This is a genomic window from Chryseotalea sp. WA131a (genome assembly GCA_025370075.1).
Lineage (GTDB): Bacteria > Bacteroidota > Bacteroidia > Cytophagales > Cyclobacteriaceae > ELB16-189.
In genome coordinates, this window is the sequence record CP073016.1 from 2,140,814 (window position 1) to 2,163,975 (window position 23,162).

20 protein-coding genes are annotated in these 23,162 nt (G+C 40.8%); 2 read left to right on the top strand and 18 right to left on the bottom strand.

Annotated features, from left to right (window positions below; translation table 11 throughout):
- Positions 1-689: 689 nt before the first annotated feature.
- The 13 genes from KA713_09640 to KA713_09700 all read right to left on the bottom strand — a co-directional run bounded on the left by KA713_09640 (position 690) and on the right by KA713_09700 (position 16,008).
- Complete coding sequence (locus KA713_09640) at positions 690-1,361, bottom strand: hypothetical protein (GenBank protein ID UXE68809.1); 672 nt, start codon at positions 1,359-1,361, stop codon at positions 690-692.
- Between the two features lie 641 nt (positions 1,362-2,002).
- Complete coding sequence (locus KA713_09645; GenBank protein UXE68810.1) at positions 2,003-2,422, bottom strand: hypothetical protein; 420 nt, start codon at positions 2,420-2,422, stop codon at positions 2,003-2,005.
- 1 nt (position 2,423) lies between these two features.
- Complete coding sequence (locus KA713_09650; GenBank protein UXE68811.1) at positions 2,424-3,620, bottom strand: hypothetical protein; 1,197 nt, start codon at positions 3,618-3,620, stop codon at positions 2,424-2,426.
- A complete protein-coding gene (locus KA713_09655) occupies positions 3,583-4,593 on the bottom strand; it encodes a hypothetical protein (protein ID UXE68812.1) in 1,011 nt (336 codons plus the stop codon). Before KA713_09655 ends, KA713_09650 begins: the two co-directional genes overlap by 38 nt.
- A 286-nt stretch (positions 4,594-4,879) precedes the next feature.
- The gene (locus tag KA713_09660; protein ID UXE68813.1) at positions 4,880-5,872 is read right to left on the bottom strand and encodes a restriction endonuclease subunit S; all 993 of its coding nucleotides are present in this window, start codon (positions 5,870-5,872) and stop codon (positions 4,880-4,882) included.
- Complete coding sequence (locus KA713_09665) at positions 5,869-6,888, bottom strand: DNA cytosine methyltransferase (protein UXE68814.1); 1,020 nt, start codon at positions 6,886-6,888, stop codon at positions 5,869-5,871. The genes KA713_09660 and KA713_09665 overlap by 4 nt, the downstream gene beginning before the upstream one ends.
- A 922-nt stretch (positions 6,889-7,810) precedes the next feature.
- On the bottom strand, positions 7,811-8,707 hold the full coding sequence (locus tag KA713_09670; protein ID UXE69091.1) for a DUF4349 domain-containing protein: 897 nt from the start codon (positions 8,705-8,707) through the stop codon (positions 7,811-7,813).
- Positions 8,708-9,265: 558 nt separating this feature from the next.
- On the bottom strand, positions 9,266-9,958 hold the full coding sequence (locus KA713_09675; GenBank protein ID UXE68815.1) for a hypothetical protein: 693 nt from the start codon (positions 9,956-9,958) through the stop codon (positions 9,266-9,268).
- A gap of 235 nt (positions 9,959-10,193) precedes the next feature.
- Positions 10,194-10,808, bottom strand: coding sequence for a hypothetical protein (locus KA713_09680; GenBank protein UXE68816.1), 615 nt, complete (start codon positions 10,806-10,808; stop codon positions 10,194-10,196).
- Positions 10,809-12,126: 1,318 nt separating this feature from the next.
- Entirely contained in the window at positions 12,127-12,687 is a 561-nt protein-coding gene (locus KA713_09685; GenBank protein UXE68817.1) for a hypothetical protein, read from the bottom strand.
- Between the two features lie 1,355 nt (positions 12,688-14,042).
- The gene (locus tag KA713_09690; GenBank protein ID UXE68818.1) at positions 14,043-14,249 is read right to left on the bottom strand and encodes a hypothetical protein; all 207 of its coding nucleotides are present in this window, start codon (positions 14,247-14,249) and stop codon (positions 14,043-14,045) included.
- Positions 14,250-14,918: 669 nt separating this feature from the next.
- Positions 14,919-15,425 (bottom strand): lipocalin-like domain-containing protein, encoded by a 507-nt coding sequence (locus KA713_09695; protein ID UXE68819.1) that lies wholly within the window; start codon positions 15,423-15,425, stop codon positions 14,919-14,921.
- A gap of 211 nt (positions 15,426-15,636) precedes the next feature.
- The gene (locus tag KA713_09700) at positions 15,637-16,008 is read right to left on the bottom strand and encodes a hypothetical protein (protein ID UXE68820.1); all 372 of its coding nucleotides are present in this window, start codon (positions 16,006-16,008) and stop codon (positions 15,637-15,639) included.
- Positions 16,009-16,213: 205 nt separating this feature from the next.
- Between KA713_09700 and KA713_09705 the strand changes: the two genes are divergently transcribed.
- Together KA713_09705 and KA713_09710 are read left to right on the top strand one after the other, a co-directional pair.
- On the top strand, positions 16,214-16,492 hold the full coding sequence (locus tag KA713_09705; GenBank protein ID UXE68821.1) for a helix-turn-helix transcriptional regulator: 279 nt from the start codon (positions 16,214-16,216) through the stop codon (positions 16,490-16,492).
- Positions 16,489-17,244, top strand: coding sequence for a hypothetical protein (locus KA713_09710; protein ID UXE68822.1), 756 nt, complete (start codon positions 16,489-16,491; stop codon positions 17,242-17,244). Before KA713_09705 ends, KA713_09710 begins: the two co-directional genes overlap by 4 nt.
- Here the strand turns inward: KA713_09710 and KA713_09715 are convergent.
- The 5 genes from KA713_09715 to KA713_09735 form a co-directional block, all read right to left on the bottom strand.
- Positions 17,228-18,151: a DNA adenine methylase gene (locus KA713_09715; protein ID UXE68823.1), complete on the bottom strand. Its 924-nt coding sequence runs from the start codon at positions 18,149-18,151 to the stop codon at positions 17,228-17,230. The two genes, KA713_09710 and KA713_09715, sit on opposite strands and share 17 nt — an antisense overlap.
- 264 nt (positions 18,152-18,415) lie before the next feature.
- Positions 18,416-18,991 (bottom strand): hypothetical protein, encoded by a 576-nt coding sequence (locus KA713_09720; GenBank protein UXE68824.1) that lies wholly within the window; start codon positions 18,989-18,991, stop codon positions 18,416-18,418.
- 281 nt (positions 18,992-19,272) lie between these two features.
- Positions 19,273-21,642, bottom strand: coding sequence for an ABC transporter permease (locus KA713_09725; protein UXE68825.1), 2,370 nt, complete (start codon positions 21,640-21,642; stop codon positions 19,273-19,275).
- A gap of 365 nt (positions 21,643-22,007) precedes the next feature.
- Positions 22,008-22,184, bottom strand: a complete 177-nt coding sequence (locus KA713_09730) for a hypothetical protein (protein ID UXE68826.1) — start codon at positions 22,182-22,184, stop codon at positions 22,008-22,010.
- A gap of 3 nt (positions 22,185-22,187) precedes the next feature.
- Positions 22,188-22,712, bottom strand: a complete 525-nt coding sequence (locus KA713_09735) for a hypothetical protein (protein UXE68827.1) — start codon at positions 22,710-22,712, stop codon at positions 22,188-22,190.
- Positions 22,713-23,162: the final 450 nt, after the last annotated feature.

Consider the following 23,162-nt stretch of genomic DNA (forward strand, 5'->3'; position numbering starts at 1 on the left):
TTTGCGGTCTCAAAATCCTGCGCGTTCGCGGGGCTTGCGCATAACGATGAGGGTTGCCGAAGGTGGGATTAAAAACTTCGCTCTTTCCCCATAAGATAAAATTAATAGAAAGAGGAACGTTTTCCTAACGCACTTAGCCCCACTTTCGGCAACCCTATGTTGGGCGGTGTTGCAATTTCGAGTTCGCCTTTTATGGCCAAGTCATTGCGTATAAAAGAAAATTATGCGCACGTTACTTGGACTGCCGAAGTTCATTTCCCTGTTATTTACCCCCTTTTAACACGGCACACTTCGGCACGTTAGCCGTAATTAAACGTTTGTAATCGTTTGACATCTGGATACTGTCAAACCAAACGATTAACTTCGTCCCCAAGTCTTTGAAAGCGGGGTCACCCGTTTGAAAGTGCGAACTTTCACGGTCTCACCGCAAAGACTTGAAAAGAAATCCTAACGTCTTTCTTCCAACGTGCCTTCAGCGACTTTGTAAATAAATAGGGAAAACAGAACTTTGTAAAAGGCGATCTCTGAAATTCGCACTCGCAATATAGCCCAACGTAAATATTTGCGATCGGGCGGGAATTTGGAACTGCGTCCTGTCCCCAGCACCGAACGAAATAAAGATAACAAAACTTTGAACTACACGTCAACCCCGCCTGGCGCAAATATATTGTTACAAGCAGTGCTTTCTGTCACACGAATTTTGCGTCTCTCGTTAACTTACTTTTATCTAAGTCAAAGTAGTCACTGAACCATTCAGTTAATACTTCTTCAACCTCTCTTTTGTTAAATGTCTTTGGATTGCGTCTTGATTTCAAGTAATTCTCTCGAGTTATTTTTTTTGCAACTTGTCCAACAGTTTGCAGGTCAAGTTCGTTTCCAATTCGAATTGCGAGCCAATGTCCACTAACCGAAAACGAGAGTCCTAAAAGCCCGATTTGCCAATTAAAAAACAGTCCAACTACGGATGCAAGTAATAAAACAATAAGAGTGCCAGTCAACCAATGTGGCGGCCGCAAAATACTTAGTTTAAAACCTAAATACTTTTCTAACTTCATTGTCTTTTTGCGCCTGCTTTGGCGTGGCAACAGGTTGGCAAGAGCAAAGTCTGGAGTGATTGATTTATTGTCAATTTGAAGTGTCGATGAAATTGCGTCACGAAGTTTATAAAACGCCTGTTGGGTTGTGCAGTCGTCAGAATTGTCGAGATGAATTTTGCTTGCAATGTGGTCGCAAAGCTGTCCAAATGTCTTTATGTGAGCTAACTCGTCTCCAACGAATTTGATGTCAAACGAAGTCTCTACTTTTACAAGTAAATCCCCGATGTCTTCTGAGTCTATTTCATTTAGTTCGTAGTCTCTCATAGCATTGCTTGTAACGGTTAGGCTTGCAGAAGGCGGGCAATTAAAAACCTGCGCCTTCTCCCACGAGATAAAATAAATGAAACGCACTGAACTTTCCTAACGCACAGTCCGCCCGCTTTTCTGCAAGCCTGTGTTATGGCCAGTTTGCAACCGAGCTTAGGGTTTTAGTGTCGACCCTGAAAAAGGAAAAATGTCCACCGATAAGTTTTGCGAGCAAGTCGTCCAGCGCAAGAGTTTTGGTCGTCCGCCAGAAAGTGTCATTAAGAGTTGTCGCGCGAGAATGGGTCGTCCGATTGCAGATAATTCCGAGACGGGTCGTCAACGAGAAAAAGCGTCCGCAAGAAAAGGGTTTAAAAAGGTGTCTTTGATTTTTTAAATTTTCCGTCAGTCGTTTGAAGCAAAGTCCTCGGAAAGTTTATGAATTGTCAGCGAGCAGAAGTCAGTCGGCATTTGTCGTCACCGAAATTGGGGATGCACACTCGTCCCGCAAATTGGCCATAACGTTTTGCAGATTGGCGATGGGCGGGCTTTTTAGTACAAAAGTTAGTTCGGAGAACTGAACTTTCGGCTACCACAAAACTGTCAAGCGGAGACGGAACCCCGCCTATTGCCAATGTGCTGTTAGCACCAGTAAGTTCTTCCTATTTTATGTCGGATAAACTATAAGTAAACGATTCTATCTTTGAATTCACTTTGTCAATAGGTGATGAGTAAAAAACTGTTATGTGGTCGTATGTGAATTTAAAGTCTTTATTTAAAACCGTGTTATGTAATTTCTTTGCGATTGTAAAACTGGAAGTTTTCAAACTATCAATATTATTAAATGGCACTAAAGTTAGACTGTCAAAGGAAATAACATAAAACCCCTTGTCATTTGCGTTAATTCTTTCTGATTCGTTGCGAACATCAAGTTCTCTTGTTACCGAGCAATTACATTCCTTTGATAATAATAAAAAAAATTCAGCTTCTCTTTCTGTTAATGGAGGTTGCTTAGGTTTAGCCATGCAACCAAACAGTAGAAGGAAACCGAAGAGAGGAATAAATTTTATTTTGTTTTTCATTTTAGTATTGCAATGGCCCGATAAAATTATTTGGTGCGCTTGTTCCTTTGTAATCAGTCCCTCCTATGTTTAGAATATTAAATTGAGTTCCATTGCTATTACCTGTTGAATTATATGAGTTGCTTGGTCCTGTAAAAGTTCCAAATGGCGTTGACATTGTGTTACCCGTAATATTCATTTGAATATTTTTTAAATCACCTACCATTCCCCAAATATTGTTTATTTTGGTATCTATATGACTCAATTGCAAGTCATCTGATTTTCCTCTCGCAGTGCTTGCGATTCCATATCTATCAACGCCTGGTATCATATAATTTTCGCCAAAATTTTTATATAATAGCACACCATCATTTTCTAAATTAAATTGCATTGTCGGGGCTGAACTGGCAGTAAAGCCACTCGGGTCTGCTGGCGATAAATGAACAACTTGTTCAACTGCTATTTTTTGCTCTTGTAAGTATTTTATCATTCCTTCTGAGTAGGCTCCTCCCATACTATGAGAAACTATTTTTACTGTTTCACCTTCAACCATTCCTGCTGTGATTGTTGTCAAATTTGCTTTTGCATAGGCATAACCTGCGTCAAACCTTTCTGAACCTGTTGAATTCCATGCTCCTCTTCCATCAACAAAGCCAGTTTTTTTATCCCCAAAAAAAGTTTGAGCACCAGATATTAAGTCAGTTCCCCAATAACCTTGACCACCAACAGAACCTGCAAGTCCTGAAAGGCTACCTGTATTATAATAACCATTTACAAAAACAATTTTACGTCCATCGGGGTCAATTGCATTGATACAATTGTTTGCAACAAAAGCGTAAGGACTTATTGAGGGATATTCATTAGCTAACGGGTCAATGGAAAGCCAACGTAAAAGTTGGTCGGGCTGAATTTTTGTTCTACTTAAAATACTGTCATTTGAACCTAAAAATAAAATATATCCTTCATCAACATTAAACGCAATTGCCTTTGTTTTTGAACTTGGGTCATTGTTCGGAATGATAAAGAAGTCCTTTACTTTAGTTTCATAAACTACATTGGTTTTGTGTCCGAAAATCGCATAAGGATTATCGTTTTGAGCATTAGCAGCGAAGCTGCTAATTAATAATAATGATAAAAGAATTTTTGTTTTCATTTTGCTATGAAATTTAGTGTAAATATAATTATTTTTTAGTTGTTTGATTTTTTTTAGCTTTTTCATTGTCAACCGATTTTACCCACTCTTGATATACCTCTGTTGGCATATCTTTATGCCCTAAACTGTCTATTGTTCCAATTGTCTTTTTGTAAAGTGCAATGTTATTATTTATCAGTTCTTTGTTTGGATTTGCTTTTTTCTGTTCTGCCTCGATTTTGTCCCTAATGCAGTTAGCTTTCATCATTATTAGTGGAATACATTTAGGAAAATATTGTAATGCCGTATTTGCTGTTTGCAAAACAAAATCGTCATTGCCGAATTGAAATTCATAAGCACTTGCTAAATCAAACATTGTCATTGCAATGCTTTCTTTTTGAGAAAGTGGATTCATATAAATACCGCTTTTAATTGCTTCTACTGAAATTGCCATTTGTTTAATTATCCATTGGTCTCTCGGAAAACCACCGTTTGTAAGTTCTACGTTTGACCATTGCCCTTTTTCGTCTATGTGTTTTATGTAAACGTGGTTTGGTGCAAGCGCCAAACTTGCTTTTCCTCCAATTTCTTCGCAAAGTATTTTGTAATAATAAGGTAAAGAGTGGCAGTTGCCGCTTCTTGTTTTTATAAGTTTGGTTACAAACATTTTAGTCCAGTCTTTGTCGCCCATAAAATCGTCAAAGTCATAAGTGCAAGGCTTGAAATTGTTGATTGGTAAGCTGTCTGTCATATAGCTAAAAACCGCCCAGTTACCAGCGGTCTTATAGTTTTGAAGTCCACGTTGTTTGATTAGTTCTTTCAATTGTTGTCCAGTCGCTGTTATTCCGTTACAAAAGGTTAGATAGTTCAATTGTCCTTTGTGATAAGCGTTCTCGGTCAAAAAAACTGCTCGTTTAAAGTCAACTGGTTTCTGTCCTTTAAGCATTTGTAGCTGTTCGGTAAATGCTTGCTTGTAAATGGTCTTGGGGTCTGCCGTTTGTCCAAAGGTCAACAGTGTCCCGAAGCATAAAATTGTCAATGTTGTGATTAGTTTGTTCATTGCTGTGTCGTCTTTACTTATTGGTGCTAACGGTTTGGCGCTTGGCGAAGAAGCGGATTTCGAAGTACTAAACTGTCAACCCAGCACAAAAGTTGATACGAGGTAGAATGTTCAATTAACCACTGAACCCGCTTTTTTGCCAAACGCCTGTTATGCCTTCGTTGTTCTTTTCGGTCGTTAAGCTGTCTGTCTGCGGTGCGGTTGGGCAGGCATACTCTTTTGCAAGCTTTGGTCTGTGCGTTGGCTTGGGTGGCTTGCAAATGTGTATGACTGCGAAGGGTTGGCATTATACTAAATACTTTTTCAATATTTTCTCTTTCTGTTTTGGCGTCAAGTCTATTTGTTTAACGATGTCTGCCATTTTCTTTTCAATATTTTCAATTTGAGAAACAAGTTTTTTCTGCTCCGCAATTGTAGGAACTGGAATCTCAATTGGATTGAGGTTCATTACAGAAAGTCCTGGTTGGGCTGTACCAGTTGCATATTGATTTAAATTCATAAATACTAATTGATAATGCAACCAAATAGTATCTATATTTTCTTTCGGATAAGCAACTAATGCGTGTTCTGTGGCGTGAAATTTTCCTGAAACTAAATGTACATTACCACATAAAGCACCTTGTCTACCTACTAAAGAAAATTGTCCTTCGTTAGTAAAAGTTTCTGTGTAACCTCTTAATCCATTTCCTCCATAACAAGCATATAAATTGGGGTAATACTCGTTGATGATACTCTCTGCCTTTACAAAATTCCCTGCTTTTAATTCACAGACTTCGTCAAACCTTTTTGTTTTCCCTTTTATATTTTTAAAAGTTCTTTCAATTTCATTTTGTAGTTTTTCCAATTCCTCAACCGCTTTTTGGTCTTGCTTTTCTATTGCCTCAATTTCAGAAACTAATTTTTGCTGAATATTTAGCGGAGGAAAAGGAATTTTTAAGTTTCTTAATATTGATAAGGAAACAAATTTTCTGCTACTTCCTTTAATTTCAAAGTCAATTTGATTTTGAATGATTTCAAAATTCAATAGTTCTCTTAAAAATTTATTAAGATAATTAATGATGTCTCGTGTTTTTAAGAAATAGCTGTCTTTAACGCTTTTAACTTTCGACCAGTCTTTGGTAACGCCAGCAACAGCTAAAAATGCTAAAGCCATTTTCTCTAACCCGCGTTGAGATTTTGAGGCAATTGGAATTCCTGCTGCTTCTAAAATTTCAATGGCTTCATTAGTGATTTTTTGTACCTTCTTTGATTTTGTGCTTTTTAGAATGTATTGCTTCATAGTTCAAATAGTGTAAGCTCCTTGTTTAGTGAATTTGAATTAGCAATCTCTAGCGCTGAATGAAGCTCACCAAGTGAGTAACATTCCTTTATTGAATTCGCAATTTGAAATGCTAATAATGGAGGAACTGCATTACCTATTTGATTGAACTGACTTGTTTCATTTCCGTTAAATTCGAACCAATCAGGAAAACTTTGTAATCGAGCTGCTTCGCGTACAATTAATCTCCTTCTTCTTCCGTCTTCAAGTCTTACTCGTTGCATGTCTCCAGTTGCTCCAGCAAGATTTCTACATGTTAAAGTTCTTGCAGGTTTATTTGGGTAAATGTCTCGGGGATTTATACAGTCTGATGCCTTTTCATATTTGGCGACATACCTGTCCATTGATTCTGTTAAGAATTTACTTTCAGGAGGAGTGGTATACATTAAATCACCTATTGCCTCTCCGGCAGTAACTTTCTTATTCCTGTTCTTGGGGAAAGAAAACTTGGCTCTGTGTCCAACAACAAAAAGTCTTTCTCGATTTTGAGGAACTCCGAAGTCAACCGCATTCAAAAGTTTAAAGTCGATTAGATAACCGAGTTTTTTTAGTTCGTTCGTTATTAGTTCAAAATAGTCTTTATTTCTGTATAGCAGTCCTCTAACATTTTCAAACATGAAAATCTTAGGTTCAAGTTTTTTAATTGCGTCAATGAATATTGGGAATCCATCTCTTGCGTCTTCAATTCCTCTTTGATATCCGCCAACACTGAATGGTTGACAAGGAGGGCCACCTATAATTATATCCGCTTTTGGGTAGTCAAAGGAAAGGTCAAGTTTCACAGTGGAGCATTCCCCGTTGAGGTTCTTAGAGTAGGTAGATGCCGCAAATTGGTTCATTTCGAACCCAATTGTCCTATAACCAGCTGCCTCGAACCCCAATGATAATCCACCACACCCAGCAAATAAGTCCAAAACGACCTGATTTTCAGTCACTTTTGGCTTAAGTAGTTGGTTAATGTTCTTTACGTACTCCACTTTGATATCTCAATAACTAATAAATATATCGGACATGAGTTAATTGTCAAATATCGTCAAAACTTTTAAGGGATATGAGTAAACTTTCGGCTTGGTTTTACTCTTGAGCGCGGACGATTTGGCTCTTTTGCAGGCTTGGGAGTCGGGCGGATTTGTGCGGCCTGCAAATGTGCCAAATGTGCGTTGGCTTCATTGGTCACACGCGTCCTCGAGAAAAAATGTCGTCTGTTTAATTCGTTAGCCAAAATTTTGAAAGCGCATTGTTGCTAACGATTTGGCTTGCAGAAGGCGGGCAATTAAAACCTACGCCTTCTCCCACGTGATAAAATAAATGAAACGCACTGAACTTTCCTAACGCACACTCCGCCCGCTTTTCTGCAAGCCTGTGTTATGGCCAGTTTGCAACCGAGCTCAGGTTTTAATGTCGACCGAGCAAAAGAAAAAATGTCAACCGAGAAAGTCTCGCGAGCAAGTCGTCCAGCGCAAGAGTTTTGGTCGTCCGCCAGAAAGTATCGTTAAGAGTTGTCGCGCGAGAATCGGTCATCCCATTGCAAATGTTTCCGAGACGAGTCGTCAACGAGCAAAAGTCTCCCAAGGAAAACGTCTTAAAAAAGCGTGTCCTTGATTTTTTAAATCTTCTGTCAGTCGTTTGAAGGAAAGTCCGCGCAATGTCTATAAATTGTCAGCGAGCAGAAGTCAGTCGGCTACAAATTAGTCGTCAGCGAAATTCTGGAGGAGCACTCGTCCCGCAAATTGGCCATAACGTAAATATTTGCGATCGGGCGGGAATTTGAAACTACGTCCTGTCCCCAGCACCAAACGGAATAAAGATAACAAAACTTTGAATCACACGTCAACTCCGCCTGGCGCAAATATATTGTTAGCAGCAGATTTTATTCTCGTCAATTTTGTGAGTTGTCGACTACTTAAGCCTATGACCATACTTTTTGTAAATGATGTAAACTAAAATAGCAAACAGAAACAAGCCCCATAACCTTGTTAAGAAAACTAAAAACGTTTCAAGAATGTCCCAACCAAATTTTAATGATTCAAGAACTTTACTCCCAAAACTTGGGTCGTAGGCATCAACGTTTTTGTCATTCAAAATAAGTTCTCTCTTAAAAGTCTGTCGTTGATAAATAGAAATATTTATGGTGCTAAATTTAATTTGATCTGTCAACGAAAGATTTGAGATTTTCGTGTTGTCCGATTGTTCTTGTTTGTCTAGTAGTAATTCCTCGGCATTAGTTGTCTCATTTAACTTTTTTCCCTTTTTGTCGATTGCGTTCGCAAGTCTCTCTTGATTTTTAGCAGAACGCTTTTGAATCAAGTTGTTAGATAAAATTTGTAATGCAACGTCTTCTGCTTTTATTATACGATAATCCAAGTAATCAATGTTTCTAGATATTTCCTTTAAGGTCGTGTCGAGCTTTGTGTTTGGAACCCTTATTTTGATTGAATTCGTAACTGTGTAATATGTCGTTTCAAGAGTAGAGTCGGCACTCACAGCTATAGTTGTCACATTATTTATGTCACTGGTCAAGTTGGTATAGGTTACAAAACCTCCTTGCCGATTCGTGATGTCCTCTATGTCATAAGTCGATTTGATAACGCTTTTGACCTTAAATTTAAGTTCAGCCGTTCGGATAAACCGTCTTGTCGAGTCTTTTCCATTTTCTACTGCGGCTGATGAAGAAATAAAAGTATTGGAAATACTGTCAGCAACTGTGCCTTTTTCCGCTTCTTCTCTCCCCTGTCTGCTGCAACTAAAAGTTAAAATTAAAAGTCCAAGGCCTAGAATTATTTTTGGTGTCCGCATATTAATTTTCTTGAGTGTCATTTTGTGGTATAGGTGTCGTCAAAATTTGCTGCTAACGGCCAAGTTTGTGACGGCTGCGGTTTTCGGAGCGCGTCCCTGTCGCACGTGGCAGAGCTAAATTAAGAAAAACAAACCGAATAACCGCACCGACCCGCAGCTGGCATAAACTTTTTGTTATGCGAACAGCCCCAGAAACTTTTTAGGGGCCGAAAAACCGTCCAACGTGCCGGGTGCGCCTGCGTCCCTGTCCCGGAGCGGTGAAGCGTGGCGTGGTGAAGAAATTGTCGACCGCGTCACCGTCCCCACGCAATGATGAACCAATTTGAAAAGCTGCAAAACAAGTAAGCAAAGGCGCGGGATGAATTTTGTTTTGCAGATTCAAAATCCTGCGCGTTCGCGGGGCTTGCGCATAACGTGAGTATTTGCGTTCGAGCGGGGCCTCCGAAGCCACGCCTTGTCCCCGACACCGAACGCAATAAAGATACGAAAACGTTGGATTACGCGTCAACCCCGCTTGACGCAAATACATTGTTGTGTGGCGTTTGCTCCTCCCGCCCTTTATTGGTTACACCTCATAAACGTGTCCAGAACTTTCTCTGATTGTTCATATTCCGGGTCAATTGGTAGTCCTGTCAAAAGTCGGTGACAGTCCTCTTTTTTAGTGGCGTACTTTTCTAATTCACTTAGTCCTTTGTCGATTAGTTCTCGCCATTTTTCAAATGCTCCTTCCTTTTTCTCAACAAAAACTTCATAGGTATAGTCATTGAACATTTTTCCGAATTCAATACAGTAGTAGTCCTTTAAGCTTGAATACAAAATCCACATTGTCCCATATGCTTTTGTTGAGTCCTGAATATGCTCAATATCTCTTCTCATCATTCTCGCGTGTACCTCACCCATGTCAAAATAGAGCCGTTGTTTATCGAGTTCTTTTTCGTCTTTAGTCATTGTCACCGAAGTAGTCTTGATGAAAAAGGGGGCAACGTAAACCTTCTCGAGAAGTCGTCCTCTGTCTCTTTTCTTTTTGGGAACGTCAAGGATTGATTTTAGTCCAACTTGTGCCGAAGCTTGAAGTCCAGCTTCTTTATTAAGTCTTTTTAATTGGTCGGTCGGCTTACCTTTAAAGTCAGCATAAATAACCTTTGTTTCTTTAGTCCAGCCTTTAAGGTTTTGATCTTCGGTCTTAAGTGTTTGTCCCGAAGCCGTTACAGAAATCACGGTCAACAGTGTAATTAGTAGATTCTTTGTCATAGGTTTTTTCTGTAACGATTCATTGTCCCATGTATTTCCATAAATCGAAGCTGAATTCTTTTAGCAAATGCCACACAACGCTAAAGTTAGCGCAGGGCGGGAAGTTAATACCTGCGTCCTGTCCGCAAGATAAATGAACTAAAAAAATGTGAACCTTGCAAGCCACACGTCCGCCCCGCCTTGCGCAAACTTATTGTTGGCTGCAGGGTATTTAGTCGTCCCCTTTAAGTTATACTCATCTAATTTCAATCCAGTCGGTCTTCACGTCTAGTCGTTTAGGTTTTGATGGTTTCCCTACCTCAGGATATTCTCCAATTTCAATTCCTTTGTCCGACATGAAAGTAAAGCTCCATTTATTTATCTTGTCTTCAATAATTTCCCATCCGTTCATTAAGTCTTGAACCACTGTTAATTCAGGATACTTTTTTGTGAGTTCCTCAACCGAAGATTTTGGGTTAAGTTCGTTGGTCGTTTTCAGTTCCTTGTGGGCAGCAATTATACAAAATATAGTGTCGGTACCGTGCTTCGGAATTAATGCAAATACAATGTCGTCACCGGAATAATATAGGTATGCCGAGCCACCCCCATCAAAGCCAAATACACCAGCATCATTTTCTTTTTTAGATAGTCCACTAAATTGATGCTCGGCTTGAGTAATTGTCATTCCGATCTTTATGTTTCCCAGTCGTCCCTTCATTATTTTGAAGTCCGCGTAATTGAATTTAGTAACCGTTGTCAACTCGGGTTGAGCAATCGAGTCTTGATTATTGTTTTGATTGTCCTTGTTACTAGCTTTTGAATTGCAACCTAGAATTAAAAGTCCCAAGAAAAGCATCATTATGTGTCTCATTATTTGTTAGTGTAATTGGTTCGAACGCCTTGCAGCCAACGGTTAGGCTTGCAGAAGGCGGGCAATTAAAAACCTGCACCTTCTCCCACGAGATAAAATAAATGAAACGCCACGAATTTTCCTAACGCACAGTCCGCCCGCTTTTCTGCAAGCCTGTGTTATGGCCAGTTTGCAACCGAGCTTAAGGTGTTAATGTCTATCGTGCAAAAGAAAAAATGTCCACCGAGAAGCATTGCGAGCAAGTCGTAGCGAAAGAGTTTGGTCATCCGCCAGAAAGTTTCGTCAATAGTTGTCGTGCGAGAATGGGTCGTCCGATTGCAAATGATTCCGAGGCGGGTCGTCAACGAGCAAAAGTGTCACCAAGTAAAAAGTTTAAAAAGGCGTCCTTGATTTTCTAAATTTTCCGTCAGTCGTTTGAAGCAAAGTCCGCGGAATGTTTATGAATTGTCAGCGAGCAGAAGTCAGTCAGCTACTAATTTGTCGCCACCGAAATTCTGGAGGAGCACTCGTCCCGCAAATTGGCCATAACGGCCAAGTTTGTGACGGCTGCGGTTCTCGGAGCTCGTCCCTGTCGCACGTGGCAGAGCTAAATTACGTAAAACAAACCGAATAACCGCACCAACCCCGCAGCTGGCATAAACTTTTTGTTATGCGAACAGCCCCAGAAACTGTTCAGGGGCCGAAAAACCGTCCAACGTGGCGGGTGCGCCTACGTCCCTGTCCCGGAGCGGTGAGGCGTGGCGCGGTGAAGAAATTGTCGACCGCGTCACCGTCCCCACGCAATGGTGAACCAATTTGAAAAGCTGCAAAAGAAATAAGCAAAGGCGCGGGATGAATTTTGTTTTGCGGTCTCAAGATCCTGCGCGTTCGCGGGGCTTGCGCATAACGCTAAAGTTTGCGTCAGGGCGGGAGGTAAACACCTGCGTCATCTCCCACGTGCTAAAAGAACTAAATAACTACCGATTTTGCAAGCCACACGTCCAACCCGCCTGGCGCAAACTTAATGTTATGGGCTGCTGTCCTACGTCACGCTCCACGAAGTGCGTCCCGATGTCGTCCTGCGTCAAACTCTCAGCAACGTGCTTCCTTCCCCGGTCAACGGAGTGCACACTTAAACGTCAAACGAAAAATTGCCAACGGGCCAAAGTCCCACGAGAACAAAACAAGTTGCCCATAACGTGAGTATTTGCGTTCGAGCGGGGCTTCCGAAGCCACGTGCTGTCCCCGACACCGAACGCACTAAAGATACGAAAACGTTGGATTACGCGTCAACCCCGCTTGACGCAAATACATTGTTGTGCGCTGTAAAATTTTTAACTCACTTTTTTAGAATTGTCGTCCCACTTATTATGTCAAATCCCAATAGTCCTTTGGTCTTTCTAATTTCAAGCAAGTCTCCTTTTTTTAATGAACTATCTGTTGTTCTTGGTACTCTCGTCCAAATGTCTTCTCCGTCTAAGGTTACAACTGCCTTTGAAATATTTGTTCCATGCTGAGGGTCATTGACTACAGCTGTCTGGAAGTTGTTAGTTTTTCCATAGCTTCTGTTTATAAAGCTTGCTCCCGAAATAGTCAGAAGTGTAATTGGGATTAATATTGCAAAGAAGTCCTTTCTATTAATTTGCTCAATTAAATTCAGTTTCCATATCAAGATTACTGTCCCAAGTGTCAACAGAAGTCCAATGATTGTAAATAGTCCGATGAACCAAATTGGTGTCAGTAAATTAAATATTGGATTCAACTCGATGAAAAGTCCGAATAGACCGAGTATAAATAGGATGTAGAAAAGAATAAAAATTCTTGGCCTTTTTTTTTCAGCGTCCTTTTGTCCAAGGAGCGAAAGACTAGTAAAGATGTCAACAACGTCAAATAAACCCATCTGTCAGTTTGTAACCCCTTTGTCTAAATTTTATTGCGCACAACGGTTAGGCTTGCAGAAGGCGGGCAATTAAAAACCTGCGCCTTCTCCCACGTGATAAAATAAGTGAAACGCACTGAACTTTCCTAACGCACAATCCGCCCGCTTTTCTGCAAGCTAGTGTTATGGCCAGTTTGCAACCGAGCTTAGGGGTTTTAATGTCGACCGCGCAAAAGAAAACATTGTCCACCGAGAAGTCTCGCGAGCAAGTCGTCCAGAGCAAGAGTTTTGGTCGTCCGCCAGAAAGAGTCGCTAAGAGTTGTCGCGCGAGAATGGGTCGTCCGATTGCTGCAAATGTTTCCGAGACGAGTCGTCAACGAGCAAAAGTATCCCAAGGAGAACGTCTTAAAAAAGCGTGTCCTTGATTTTTTAAATTTTCTGCGCAATGTCGATGAATTGTCAGCGAGCAAAAGTTAGTCGTCTACTAATTTTGTCGTCACCGAAATTTCGGATGCACACTCGTCCCGCAAATTGGCCATAACGGCTAAGTTTGTGACGGCTGCGGTTTTCGGAGCGCGTCCCTGTCGCACGTGGCCGAGCTAAATTAAGAAAAACAAACCGAATAACCACAACCACCCCGCAGCTGGCATAAACTTTTTGTTATGCGAACAGCCCCAGAAACTTTTCAAGGGCCGAAAAACCGTCCAACGTGCCGGGTGCGCCTACGTCCCTGTCCCGGAGCGGTGAAGCGTGGCGCGGTGAAGAAATTGTCGACCGCGTCACCGTCCCCACGCAATGCTGAACCAATTTGAAAAGCTGCAAAACAAGTAAGCAAAGGCGCGGGATGAATTTCATTTTGCGGTTTCAAAATCCTGCGCGTTCGCGGGGCTTGCGCATAACGGCTAAGTTTATGACGGCTGCGGTCTTCGGAGCGCGTCCCTGTCGCACGTGGCAGAGCTAAATTAAGAAAAACAAACCGAATAACCGAACCGCACCCGCAGCTGGCATAAACTTTTTGTTATGCGAACAGCCCCAGAAACTGTTCAGGGGCCGAAAAACCGTCCAACGTGACGGGTGCGCCTACGTCCCTGTCCCGGAGCGGTGAAGCGTGGCGCGGTGAAGAAATTGTCGACCGCGTCACCGTCCCCACGCAATGCTGAACCAATTTGAAAAGCTGCAAAACCAATAAGCAAAGGCGCGGGATGAATTTTGTTTTGCGGTTTCAAAATCCTGCGCGTTCGCGGGGCTTGCGCATAACGGCCAAGTTTGTGACGGCTGCGGTCTTCGGAGCGCGTCCCTGTCGCACGTGGCAGAGCTAAATTAAGAAAAACAAACCGAATAACCACAACGACCCCGCAGCTGGCATAAACTTTTTGTTATGCGAACAGCCCCAGAAATTTTTCAGGGGCGAAAAACCGTCCAACGTGGCGGGTGCGCCTGCGTCCCTGTCCCGGAGCGGTGAAGCGTGGCGTGGTGAAGAAATTGCCAACCGCGTCACCGTCCCCACGCAATGGTGAACCAATTTGAAAAGCTGCAAAAGAAATAAGCAAAGGCGCGGGATGAATTTTGTTTTGCGGTTTCAAAATCCTGCGAGTCCGCGGGGCTTGCGCATAACGTTTAGGCTTGCAGAAGGCGGGCAATTAAAAACCTGCGCCTTCTCCCACGAGATAAAATAAATGAAACGCACTGAACTTTCCTAACGCACAGTCCGCCCGCTTTTCTGCAAGCCTGTGTTATGGCCAGTTTGCAACCGAGCTTAGGGTTTTAATGTCGACCGTGCAAAAGAAGAAATGTCAACCGAGAAGTCTCGCGAGCAAGTCGTCCAGCGCAAGAGTTTTGGTCGTCCGCCAGAAAGAGTCGTTAAGAGTTGTCGCGCGCAAACAGGTCGCCCGATTGCAAATGATTCCGAGACGGTTCGTAAACGTGCAAAAATGTCCCCAGGAAGAAATTTAAAAAGGTGTCTTTGATTTTCTAAATTTTCCGTCAGTCGTTTGAAGGAAAGTCCGCGTAGTGTTTTGAATTGTCAGCGAACAGAAGTCAGTCGTCTATTAATTTGTCGCCACCAAAATTCTGGAGGAGCACTCGTCCCGCAAATTGGCCATAAGGCTAAAGTTTGCGTCAGGGCGGGAAGTTAAAACCTGCGTCCTGTCCACAAGATAAATGAACTGAAAAAACGCGAACCTTGCAAGCCACTCGTCCGCCCCGCCTTGCGCAAACTTATTGTTGTGCGTAGTGCAATCTAACTCTAATTTTTATAACTTAATCCATATAAGTCTCAATTGTTGTCCTCTAACTTTTTCATGAGCCGTTAAAATAAGAGTATCGCCTTTAAAGACGAAGTCACGAACTAAAGTCGTTCCCCAATTTCCTGGTTCTGTCGCTGTGAGTCGGCCGTGGTCAATCGTTGTTTCGTGGATTTTGTAGTTGGCAAAATAGACGAAGTTTGATTTGTAGAATCTAGCAAGTTGTTTTAAATCGTCATGCTCTAAGCTGTCGATGTTCTTATTAGTGTCAAAATCTTTATAGCCTCTTGGAATCAAGTGTACTCCCATATGGCCTTCTCCGTCATAAAGTATGTAACCACTTGTTCCGATTCTAGTTGTATCAACAGTCCAATTATTTGTTAAGCTGTCAAACAATTCAAATTTATCAAGTGTCCACATGCCATGGAACTTTCTGTCGTCAATCTGAGTCTTTTTGTTACAACTGTAAATTGTCACAAGTGTGAGAAGTCCAAGAGTCAATTTTAGTCTTTTCATATATTAGTCGGTTAAAATGTCTGTTCGCATTACGCACAACGTTGGGCTTGCGGAAGGCGGGCAATTTAATACCTGCGCTTTGTCCCACACGCCAAGATAAATAAAGAACCGCAAACTTCAATGACGCACAGTCCCGCCCGCTTGCCGCAAGCTATTGTTGGCTGCCGTATAGTTTTGTCAACCCAATTTGCATGCGTCAGAAGTCCGGAAACTAACTTCGTCCTTCTAATTTTAACAAGTCACTATATTCATTTTGAATAAGACCTTGATTTACAAACTTTACCTCAACCAGTTGAAATCTTGTTTTGATTCCTTCTATGGCTTTTTCAACGTTGTCAAATTTCATAGTTAAAAATTCAGCGTCTGAATCAACATAGGAAAAGTCGTATATGTCTAGAAAATTCAAGTTGCCTTCGTCATAATGTTCAATGAGCGTCACTTGTATTTTGTCGTCCGCATTTTTTATTAATTCAAGATAGCTTAGAATCGTTTTATCTGAATTTATTCGTCCAAGAAATACTTCAAGGGTTTTTCCTAAGTTTAGATATGTGTCGATAGTAGGTCGGTCAATATATCGTCCCATAGTCGAATTAGATATTCAATTTAGTCGTCATTATATGGCAGCCAACGTTTGTGTTTGCGCAGTGGTGCGGTTTCGAAGCCGCGTCCTGTCCCCGACACCAAACGTTGAACGAAGATATAAACTTTGGGCTACACGTCAACGCACCATTGCGCAAACATTTTGTTGGCGGTAGTTCCTCTCGTCCTTGCTTTTTCGGCACGTCCAAATGAGGTATTATAGTCTGTGGTATTATAGTAGTCATTGCTTTATTTTTACCACGTTGAAAAAGGATAAACATCTCATAGAGTTAGGCAACCAAATTCGCGAATTGCGAAAGTCAAAAGGCTTGTCACAAGAGCAACTTGCTTCTCAGGCAGAAGTTGACCGCTCCTATGTTGGCGGAATTGAAAGAGGCGAACGAAACGTCAGTTTTTTGACCCTTGTTAAAATTGCCGATTGCCTCGAATGTGATGTTGCTGGATTTACTAAAGAAATTCCTAAATGACGAACGAAGAAAAAGCAGCACTTGCCGAAAAGCTTTTAAAGTATTGTAAAAAATTCAATGTCCCCCTTGAATTTTTATTCGAGATACTCGAAGACCAAAAGGTAACACCGATGATACGGGGCAAGGCAATGGAGTACAATGCTTTTTTGTTATTGGAACAGATTTTACCGAGAACAACTTGGAGTGTCCAGAAGCTAAACCTGAATGCGCAAACTGGGACGTATGATGAAGATATAAGTATAACTCATCGCAGAACTGGAGTAATTCTAAAGGTTGAAAGCAAAAGCACTGTTCGTGGTTCAATTAGCGATGGAAAGAGAAGCAGGAATTTAAAAGTCCCGCATTTCTTAGTTAAAAGCCATAGGTCAAGGAGCAATATAAAATTGGCGGGTTCTTCAAATGACCGCTATTCGGTCGATAGTTTTGACGTTTTGATAACAAACACCTCGAATGCAATTTTTGAGGGTAATACTGTCGGGGAACACCTAGAAGTCGTGCATGACCAAGAGTTGAAGTCATTACTCTACAACTTTTATTCTGCGTCAAATGATGCAGAACTTATAACAGCATGTGAAAGTGATTGGAGATACTGTATCCCTGTAGATATAGCTATTGAAGGATTTATTCCAAGAACTCCTTATGTTAAACTTGAAAGTGATCTCAACTGGAAACCGTTGGCTTCAATAGAACAGAGATTATTACAAGTTGTCGAGGAAAAAAGAAGATCCAACCAAACTACGAGGCGTAAATAGCTTCTGGCTCTTTTAGAGTTGCTAATTCGCTGTCATAGTTTATAAGAAAAAGCTCTTTTCCCTTATATCTCTCACCTTTTTTTGCAGTTCCATTCTTTTGATCATCTGTTCTTTGAATACAATAGTTCCACTCTCTGTCGTGCGTTTCAAGCATCCAACTATATAGTTCCTTAATCTCAGGTATATTGTCGTAAGTTACGAATAGACTAAGGCGGTCATTGTTTCTTCGTAAACAGTCAGCCAGCCTAAAATGGTCTTGTTTAGAAAAGTAGTGTTGATAGAACTTGTCTTGGTCTGCGTTAAAATATGGTGGGTCAAGAAATAATAAAGCTCCATCAGGTGCATTGTCAATTACTTCTTCAAAGTCAAGATTTGTTATTTCAACGCCTTGTAATTTTTGACTTGTTCTTATAATGTTTTGAGCCCAATTTTTTGGCTGCATTGAAAATTTGTCTCCATAACCCCAATACATATTTTGGCTATTCATTATGCCGCTATAAGATGTTCGATTGAGGTAAAACCATCTGCCCGCTCTTTCGATGTTGTTCTGTGGTTTAAACTCATTTTTAAAAAAACCGTGTAATTCTTTGGTCGCTGGAAGCGGATCTCCAAAGAGTACAGTTTTTGTATATTTTTCAGGAACTCTACTTTCTTTTACCAATCTTCTTCTCAAGAAGTAAATCAATTCCTCAGGATTGTCGCGGATGGTCAAATAGACATTGATGAGTTCTCCGTCAATGTCATTGAGTTGGTTGAAATTAACTTTAGGTTTTGCGAAAAAAATACTACCTCCTCCAGCAAAAGGTTCAATGTAGGCAGTGTGACTTGAAACATGGGCGAGAATAAGCTTCCGTGCATAGAACTTTCCTCCAGCATAACGAAATGGACTGTTGATTGAACCGTTCATTTTGTAAATATACAATGAGGTATTAAAGTCCGCAAATTATTTTTATACTATTTTCAGCAAAACTTATGAAAAAGGGTGGAATTCTGTCCACAAGGTGCAAATTTTTGGGGTCGCACGGGAATTACCGCCAACGATTAGCTTGTGGCAGGCGGGCAAATTAAAACCTTCGTCCTGTCCACCGTGATAAAGATAAATAAAGAACTGCACACTTCAATGACGCACAGTCCCGCCCGCTTGCCACAAGCTTTTGTTGGCTGCCGTTACTTACACCAATCGTCCCGAAGAGTGAATTTTATAAAAATATAATCCGCTACAGTCGGATTTCTTTATGTCCTTTCTAACCATGTCGTGAACACAAAGTGAAGTCCCAAGGGAATTTGAGTTATATATCAACCTGTCCCCGATTCTTTCAATATCATACCTTTTTTTTATTGGATTGTCGGTTCCAGTTACAAAAGTTGATTTGGCGTAGTCCAAGAAGTCAACCTTGTCGAAAAGATAAAGAATTGAATAAGCGTGTTCCTTATTCTCCAAGTCGGTTACTATTGCGTCAAACCATTTTGGATTGTCGATGTCGGTCAAATATTTTTCAATTATTGTCCGAAGTTTGTTAGAGAATAAGAGAAAGCCACAGCTATTGAATTGGTAGTCGCCAATAGTCCCAAAAAATCTACCGTCACTTATTTTAAATCTCAATGGTTCTGACAATTCGAAACTTGAATCCTTATTTTCAAAAAAGTCCCAGCTTAATTTGTCGTCAACTGGGTCAGCATTACCAACTGTCGATTTCTCGTCTCCTGTCAGGTAATAATATTTCTCAATGGTCTGTTCGATTTTCATGTAATGGCAGCCAACGTTTGTACATATGACGTGCAGGGTTTTTGAAACACGTCACTGTCCCACGTTGATTATACTAAATTAGTTGATTACAGGTAAATGGCAACACTAAACCCCTGCATGGCATATGTATTTTGTTATGCACAGTGCCGCAGTCACACGTTACCTAACCACACGGATGCCAGTGCTTTGGTTTGTGTGTCGACATGTGCGGCACTGGCATTGGTGTGGTTTTCGAAGTAAGTTTTTTTGTCCGTCAAAATAAATCTGTTCTCCTAGAAATGTCAGCCTTCAACTCTCAGACTTTCTCCAGGATTTTGAATTGCAGCGCGAAAGGAGCGATAAGTCACTGTCAGCAGGGCAATAAGCAAAGAGCCCAACAAAGTCATTATAAAAATTCCAACTCCAGGTTTCACGCGTTCGGGGAATTCCATAAGCATAGCAATTCCAACAAAATGAGCCAATGGAGATGCTACTACAAAAGCGACTATTATTAAAATCGAAGATTCCTTTGTAAACATCATTATTATGTTGGCTACAGTTGCCCCAAACACTTTACGAATACCAATCTCCTTTGTACGTTGAATTGCCATAAAGGAAACTAAACCATATAAACCCAAGCAGCCAATGAAGATTGCCAAAAATGAAGCTGTGCCTAAAAACGAAAAGATAATATTGTAAAATCCATACTCACGACTTAATGAATCATCCATAAACTGATATTTGCAGAGGTAGTTGGGATACACGTCTTTCCATGCTTTCTCAATACCTGCCAATGTTTCCGGTATGTTATCTGTGGAAATATTGATCGCAAGCCCAGTAAACTTTTTCGGGAGATACTGGAAACTAATTGGATCTACTTTAGTGCTCAATGGCTGTGTATAAGAGTCCTTGAGCACTCCTCGAATTGTAACCTGTTGATTATTTAATGTGTAGATACTGCCGATGGCTTGTTCGGGATTTTCGATGCCTAAAGTCTTCATCAGGGATTCGTTAATCAAGACTTCAGAAGATGATTGGATAACTTCAGAAGAAAAGTTCTTCCCTGTCAGCAGTTCGACATTAAAGACATGAACATAGGATGTGTCTATATAACTAACAATCCCTGAATGTCGATTCTCTTCATCGTTATAAAATTCAGATGTTTCATTTCCAACATTTCCAAAGCTATGTGTTATCACTCCCTCTACTTTTGTGAGTTCACGATTCAATTTTTCGTGTTGTTTATTTTCATTACCACGTAAAGCGGGGATAATTACTATAGTTTCAGGGTTGAAACTATATGAACGGTCTTTAAAAAAATTAATTTGATTAATCATGATGATGGTCACAAGAATCAAAATTTGAGCACCAGCAAATTGACAAATGACTAATCCTCTCCGGATTGAAAGTCCTTTTCTTTTTCCGCTATAGGTTTGAGATTTTAATGCCAGAACTGGCTTGTATCCTGATAGAATAAAGGCCGGATAAAATCCTGCCAGAATGCTTATGACAACTGTAATACCAGTGATAAATAATATTGTTGAGGGACTACCTAAGAGATCAAATTGTAAATAATTTCCTCCATAAAGCTCATTCAATTGGATCATTCCTATTCTAGCAATTACTAATCCGGCCATCATGGCGCACAGGGTTATCACGAAAGCTTCGCTCATGTACTGTACAATTAGATGAACACGACTACTACCCATTGTTTTTCTTAGCCCAACCTCTTTCGCTCTTTTCAGGGATTGGGCCGTAGCAAGATTCACAAAATTGACACAGGCAATGAAAGCAATCATTCCAGCGATGATCGATAAAATAACCATCACAGGTACTGGGAAATCATAGTTGAAGCTTGAGTAATCATAATTTCGATCATGATTATCATCCAAAGGCATTAAAAAAAACTCGGTATTTTTTGCGACATCTCGATCTAAATGTTTTTGGATGATCTTGTCAAGTTGAGGATATATCTGATCTTGTCGGGTATTTTTATCGAACACGATATATGTTGCTCCAGCACCGATGGTCATCCAGTTGTCTACGGTTTCTGGAATGTAGTTCGCCAACGAAGAATAAGAAATTAAAATACTATAGGGATGATCCGTATTGGTGGGTGGAGCCTGCACAATCCCTGTAACTGTAAGGGTTAACTTGTTTTCCAATGTAAAGGTACTACCCAGAGCATTGGCACCTCCAAGAAATGTTTCAGCAAAGGTGTCCGTGACAACAACTGAATTTGGAAAACTCAATGCTTGCTTCTGATTGCCTGCTATCCACTTTACATCAAAAACATTGAAATAATTTTGGTCGGCAAAGAAAGCGTACTTGTTTTCGAAAAGATTGTCATCTTTTGAAAACTGATAAATTTGTAAACAGTAGACTCCGGTGACTTCCTCCAGTCCTGTAACATCACTCCGAATAGCTTCAGCGAGAGGAGAATAGTTACATCCATCAAGTCTCCTACCTTGAGCCGTTTGCTGATTTAAGTTTACCCGATAAATCCGGTCAGCCTTGCCATGATAGTCATCAAACGAAGTTTCATATTTCACAATTACAAAAATCACCATGCAACAAGAGATCCCCAGTGCCAGCCCCAAAACATTTATTGCAGAGTATAATCTGTTTCTTTTTAAGTTTCTGATTGCTGATATGAAAAAACTTTTCAACATAACGGGTCAAGTTTGATGACGATCTTTGTTCCTAATTTAGGGTTTATTTTTTTATCTATCTCATAGTTAACTCGCTCTCTGGATCAATCTAATTAGATATCCATTTTGAGTTCTCAGTCGAGGGTGGGCAGATTGGCTCTTTTGCTTGCTTTGGTGTCGCGCGGGAATGTGTGGCAAGCAAATGTGCCAATGTTCGAAGCACCCAATCTGTCCCGCGGCATTGTGCATAACGTGAGTATTTGCGTTCGAGCGGGGCTTCCGAAGCCACGCCTTGTCCCCGACACCGAACGCATTAAAGATACGAAAACGTTGGATTACACGTCAACCCCGCTTGACGCAAATACATTGTTGTGTGTAGTGCCGCATTAACTCACTTTTGTTATTGAACGTCTCTTTTGACTTTTTTTAATTCGGTCAATCATTTTTGCTTTCTTTAATTTGTCCGCCTTAATAAAGTCGCTAATCATTTTTCTTTCTTTCTCTGTCAGTGGTCTAGGGTCAACTACAAAGTCCACGTTTAAAGGTTCTTTAATCAGTCCCATATGTCAGTCGTTAAAGTATTTATCAATAAGTCTTAATGAAGTCTCAGGTGTAATAACCATTAGAGAACCTCCAAAATGGACGGCACCTAATGATTTTATATAATGCTCGATTAATTGAGTTTTAGAGTTAAACGAAAGGTATCCACCACCACCTCTTTGGTAGGAGATTCGACAAGCAAAAGCAACTAGATTCCCTGGAACACCTAAGTATGCTTTGTCCTTTCCTTTATTGAATGGTGCACTTTCAATTAAGTGCATGTATACATGGTCGTCTCTGAAGGTTATGCTAATCAGTCCTTGGATATTAGTACTTCCTGAAATGGTCAGTTTATAAACCTCTTTTTCAGGAGCCTTAAGCTCTGATTTCCAGTCAAATAACCACCCATTTTTCTTGGTTATTCCCTTTATTTCGTCTCTTGTCAGTAAGGAAACGTCAGTTTTAAAGCTGTCGCCTGTTTTTACGTTTTCAATCGAATTTGTCAGCTTATCTATAACAAAGTCGAGGTGGTTAATTTTCAATTTTTTCACTCCACAATTTACAAAATTTTCACCTCTTTTTCGAAAGGACTTAACTGTCACGCGGCATTACACACAACGTTTGGGTTTGCGAAGTTGCCGGAATAAGAGGGCTTAACAATGGAGCGAAGCGGAATGTTAAGCCCGACCAGTTGCGACCTGTCCCGCGACACAATGTAAATAAAGAAAATGAAAGTAATGAGGACACCGATCCCGGCAATTGCGCAAACCTTTTGTTGGCAGTAGTAGGGCCCTTCTCCTCACTTCATTCGTAGCCTTGTCTTTCGTCAACCGTTAATGTTACACCTCTCTTTATAATTCAGTCGTGCGGTGGGGCATTTCTCAATGACTACTTTCTCAACTTACACTGCACTGAGCACACTCTTTGCCTGGCTTGGATGTGGGTTGCAAGCGCGGCCTGGCAATGTGTGTGCGACTTCGTAGCTAACACTTTTGGTTTCT

What these genes read in the sequence shown, in the direction of transcription:
- KA713_09705 (UXE68821.1), top strand. Translation starts at nt 16,214, where the DNA reads ATGAGGTATTATAGTCTGTGGTATTATAGTAGTCATTGCTTTATTTTT.
- KA713_09695 (UXE68819.1), bottom strand. Translation starts at nt 15,425, where the DNA reads ATGAAAAGACTAAAATTGACTCTTGGACTTCTCACACTTGTGACAATT.
- KA713_09640 (UXE68809.1), bottom strand. Translation starts at nt 1,361, where the DNA reads ATGAGAGACTACGAACTAAATGAAATAGACTCAGAAGACATCGGGGAT.
- KA713_09730 (UXE68826.1), bottom strand. Translation starts at nt 22,184, where the DNA reads ATGGGACTGATTAAAGAACCTTTAAACGTGGACTTTGTAGTTGACCCT.
- KA713_09700 (UXE68820.1), bottom strand. Translation starts at nt 16,008, where the DNA reads ATGGGACGATATATTGACCGACCTACTATCGACACATATCTAAACTTA.
- KA713_09685 (UXE68817.1), bottom strand. Translation starts at nt 12,687, where the DNA reads ATGGGTTTATTTGACGTTGTTGACATCTTTACTAGTCTTTCGCTCCTT.
- KA713_09715 (UXE68823.1), bottom strand. Translation starts at nt 18,151, where the DNA reads ATGAACGGTTCAATCAACAGTCCATTTCGTTATGCTGGAGGAAAGTTC.
- KA713_09655 (UXE68812.1), bottom strand. Translation starts at nt 4,593, where the DNA reads ATGAACAAACTAATCACAACATTGACAATTTTATGCTTCGGGACACTG.
- KA713_09675 (UXE68815.1), bottom strand. Translation starts at nt 9,958, where the DNA reads ATGACAAAGAATCTACTAATTACACTGTTGACCGTGATTTCTGTAACG.
- KA713_09680 (UXE68816.1), bottom strand. Translation starts at nt 10,808, where the DNA reads ATGAGACACATAATGATGCTTTTCTTGGGACTTTTAATTCTAGGTTGC.
- KA713_09720 (UXE68824.1), bottom strand. Translation starts at nt 18,991, where the DNA reads ATGAAAATCGAACAGACCATTGAGAAATATTATTACCTGACAGGAGAC.
- KA713_09725 (UXE68825.1), bottom strand. Translation starts at nt 21,642, where the DNA reads ATGTTGAAAAGTTTTTTCATATCAGCAATCAGAAACTTAAAAAGAAAC.
- KA713_09650 (UXE68811.1), bottom strand. Translation starts at nt 3,620, where the DNA reads ATGAAAAAGCTAAAAAAAATCAAACAACTAAAAAATAATTATATTTAC.
- KA713_09670 (UXE69091.1), bottom strand. Translation starts at nt 8,707, where the DNA reads ATGCGGACACCAAAAATAATTCTAGGCCTTGGACTTTTAATTTTAACT.
- KA713_09660 (UXE68813.1), bottom strand. Translation starts at nt 5,872, where the DNA reads ATGAAGCAATACATTCTAAAAAGCACAAAATCAAAGAAGGTACAAAAA.
- KA713_09645 (UXE68810.1), bottom strand. Translation starts at nt 2,422, where the DNA reads ATGAAAAACAAAATAAAATTTATTCCTCTCTTCGGTTTCCTTCTACTG.
- KA713_09710 (UXE68822.1), top strand. Translation starts at nt 16,489, where the DNA reads ATGACGAACGAAGAAAAAGCAGCACTTGCCGAAAAGCTTTTAAAGTAT.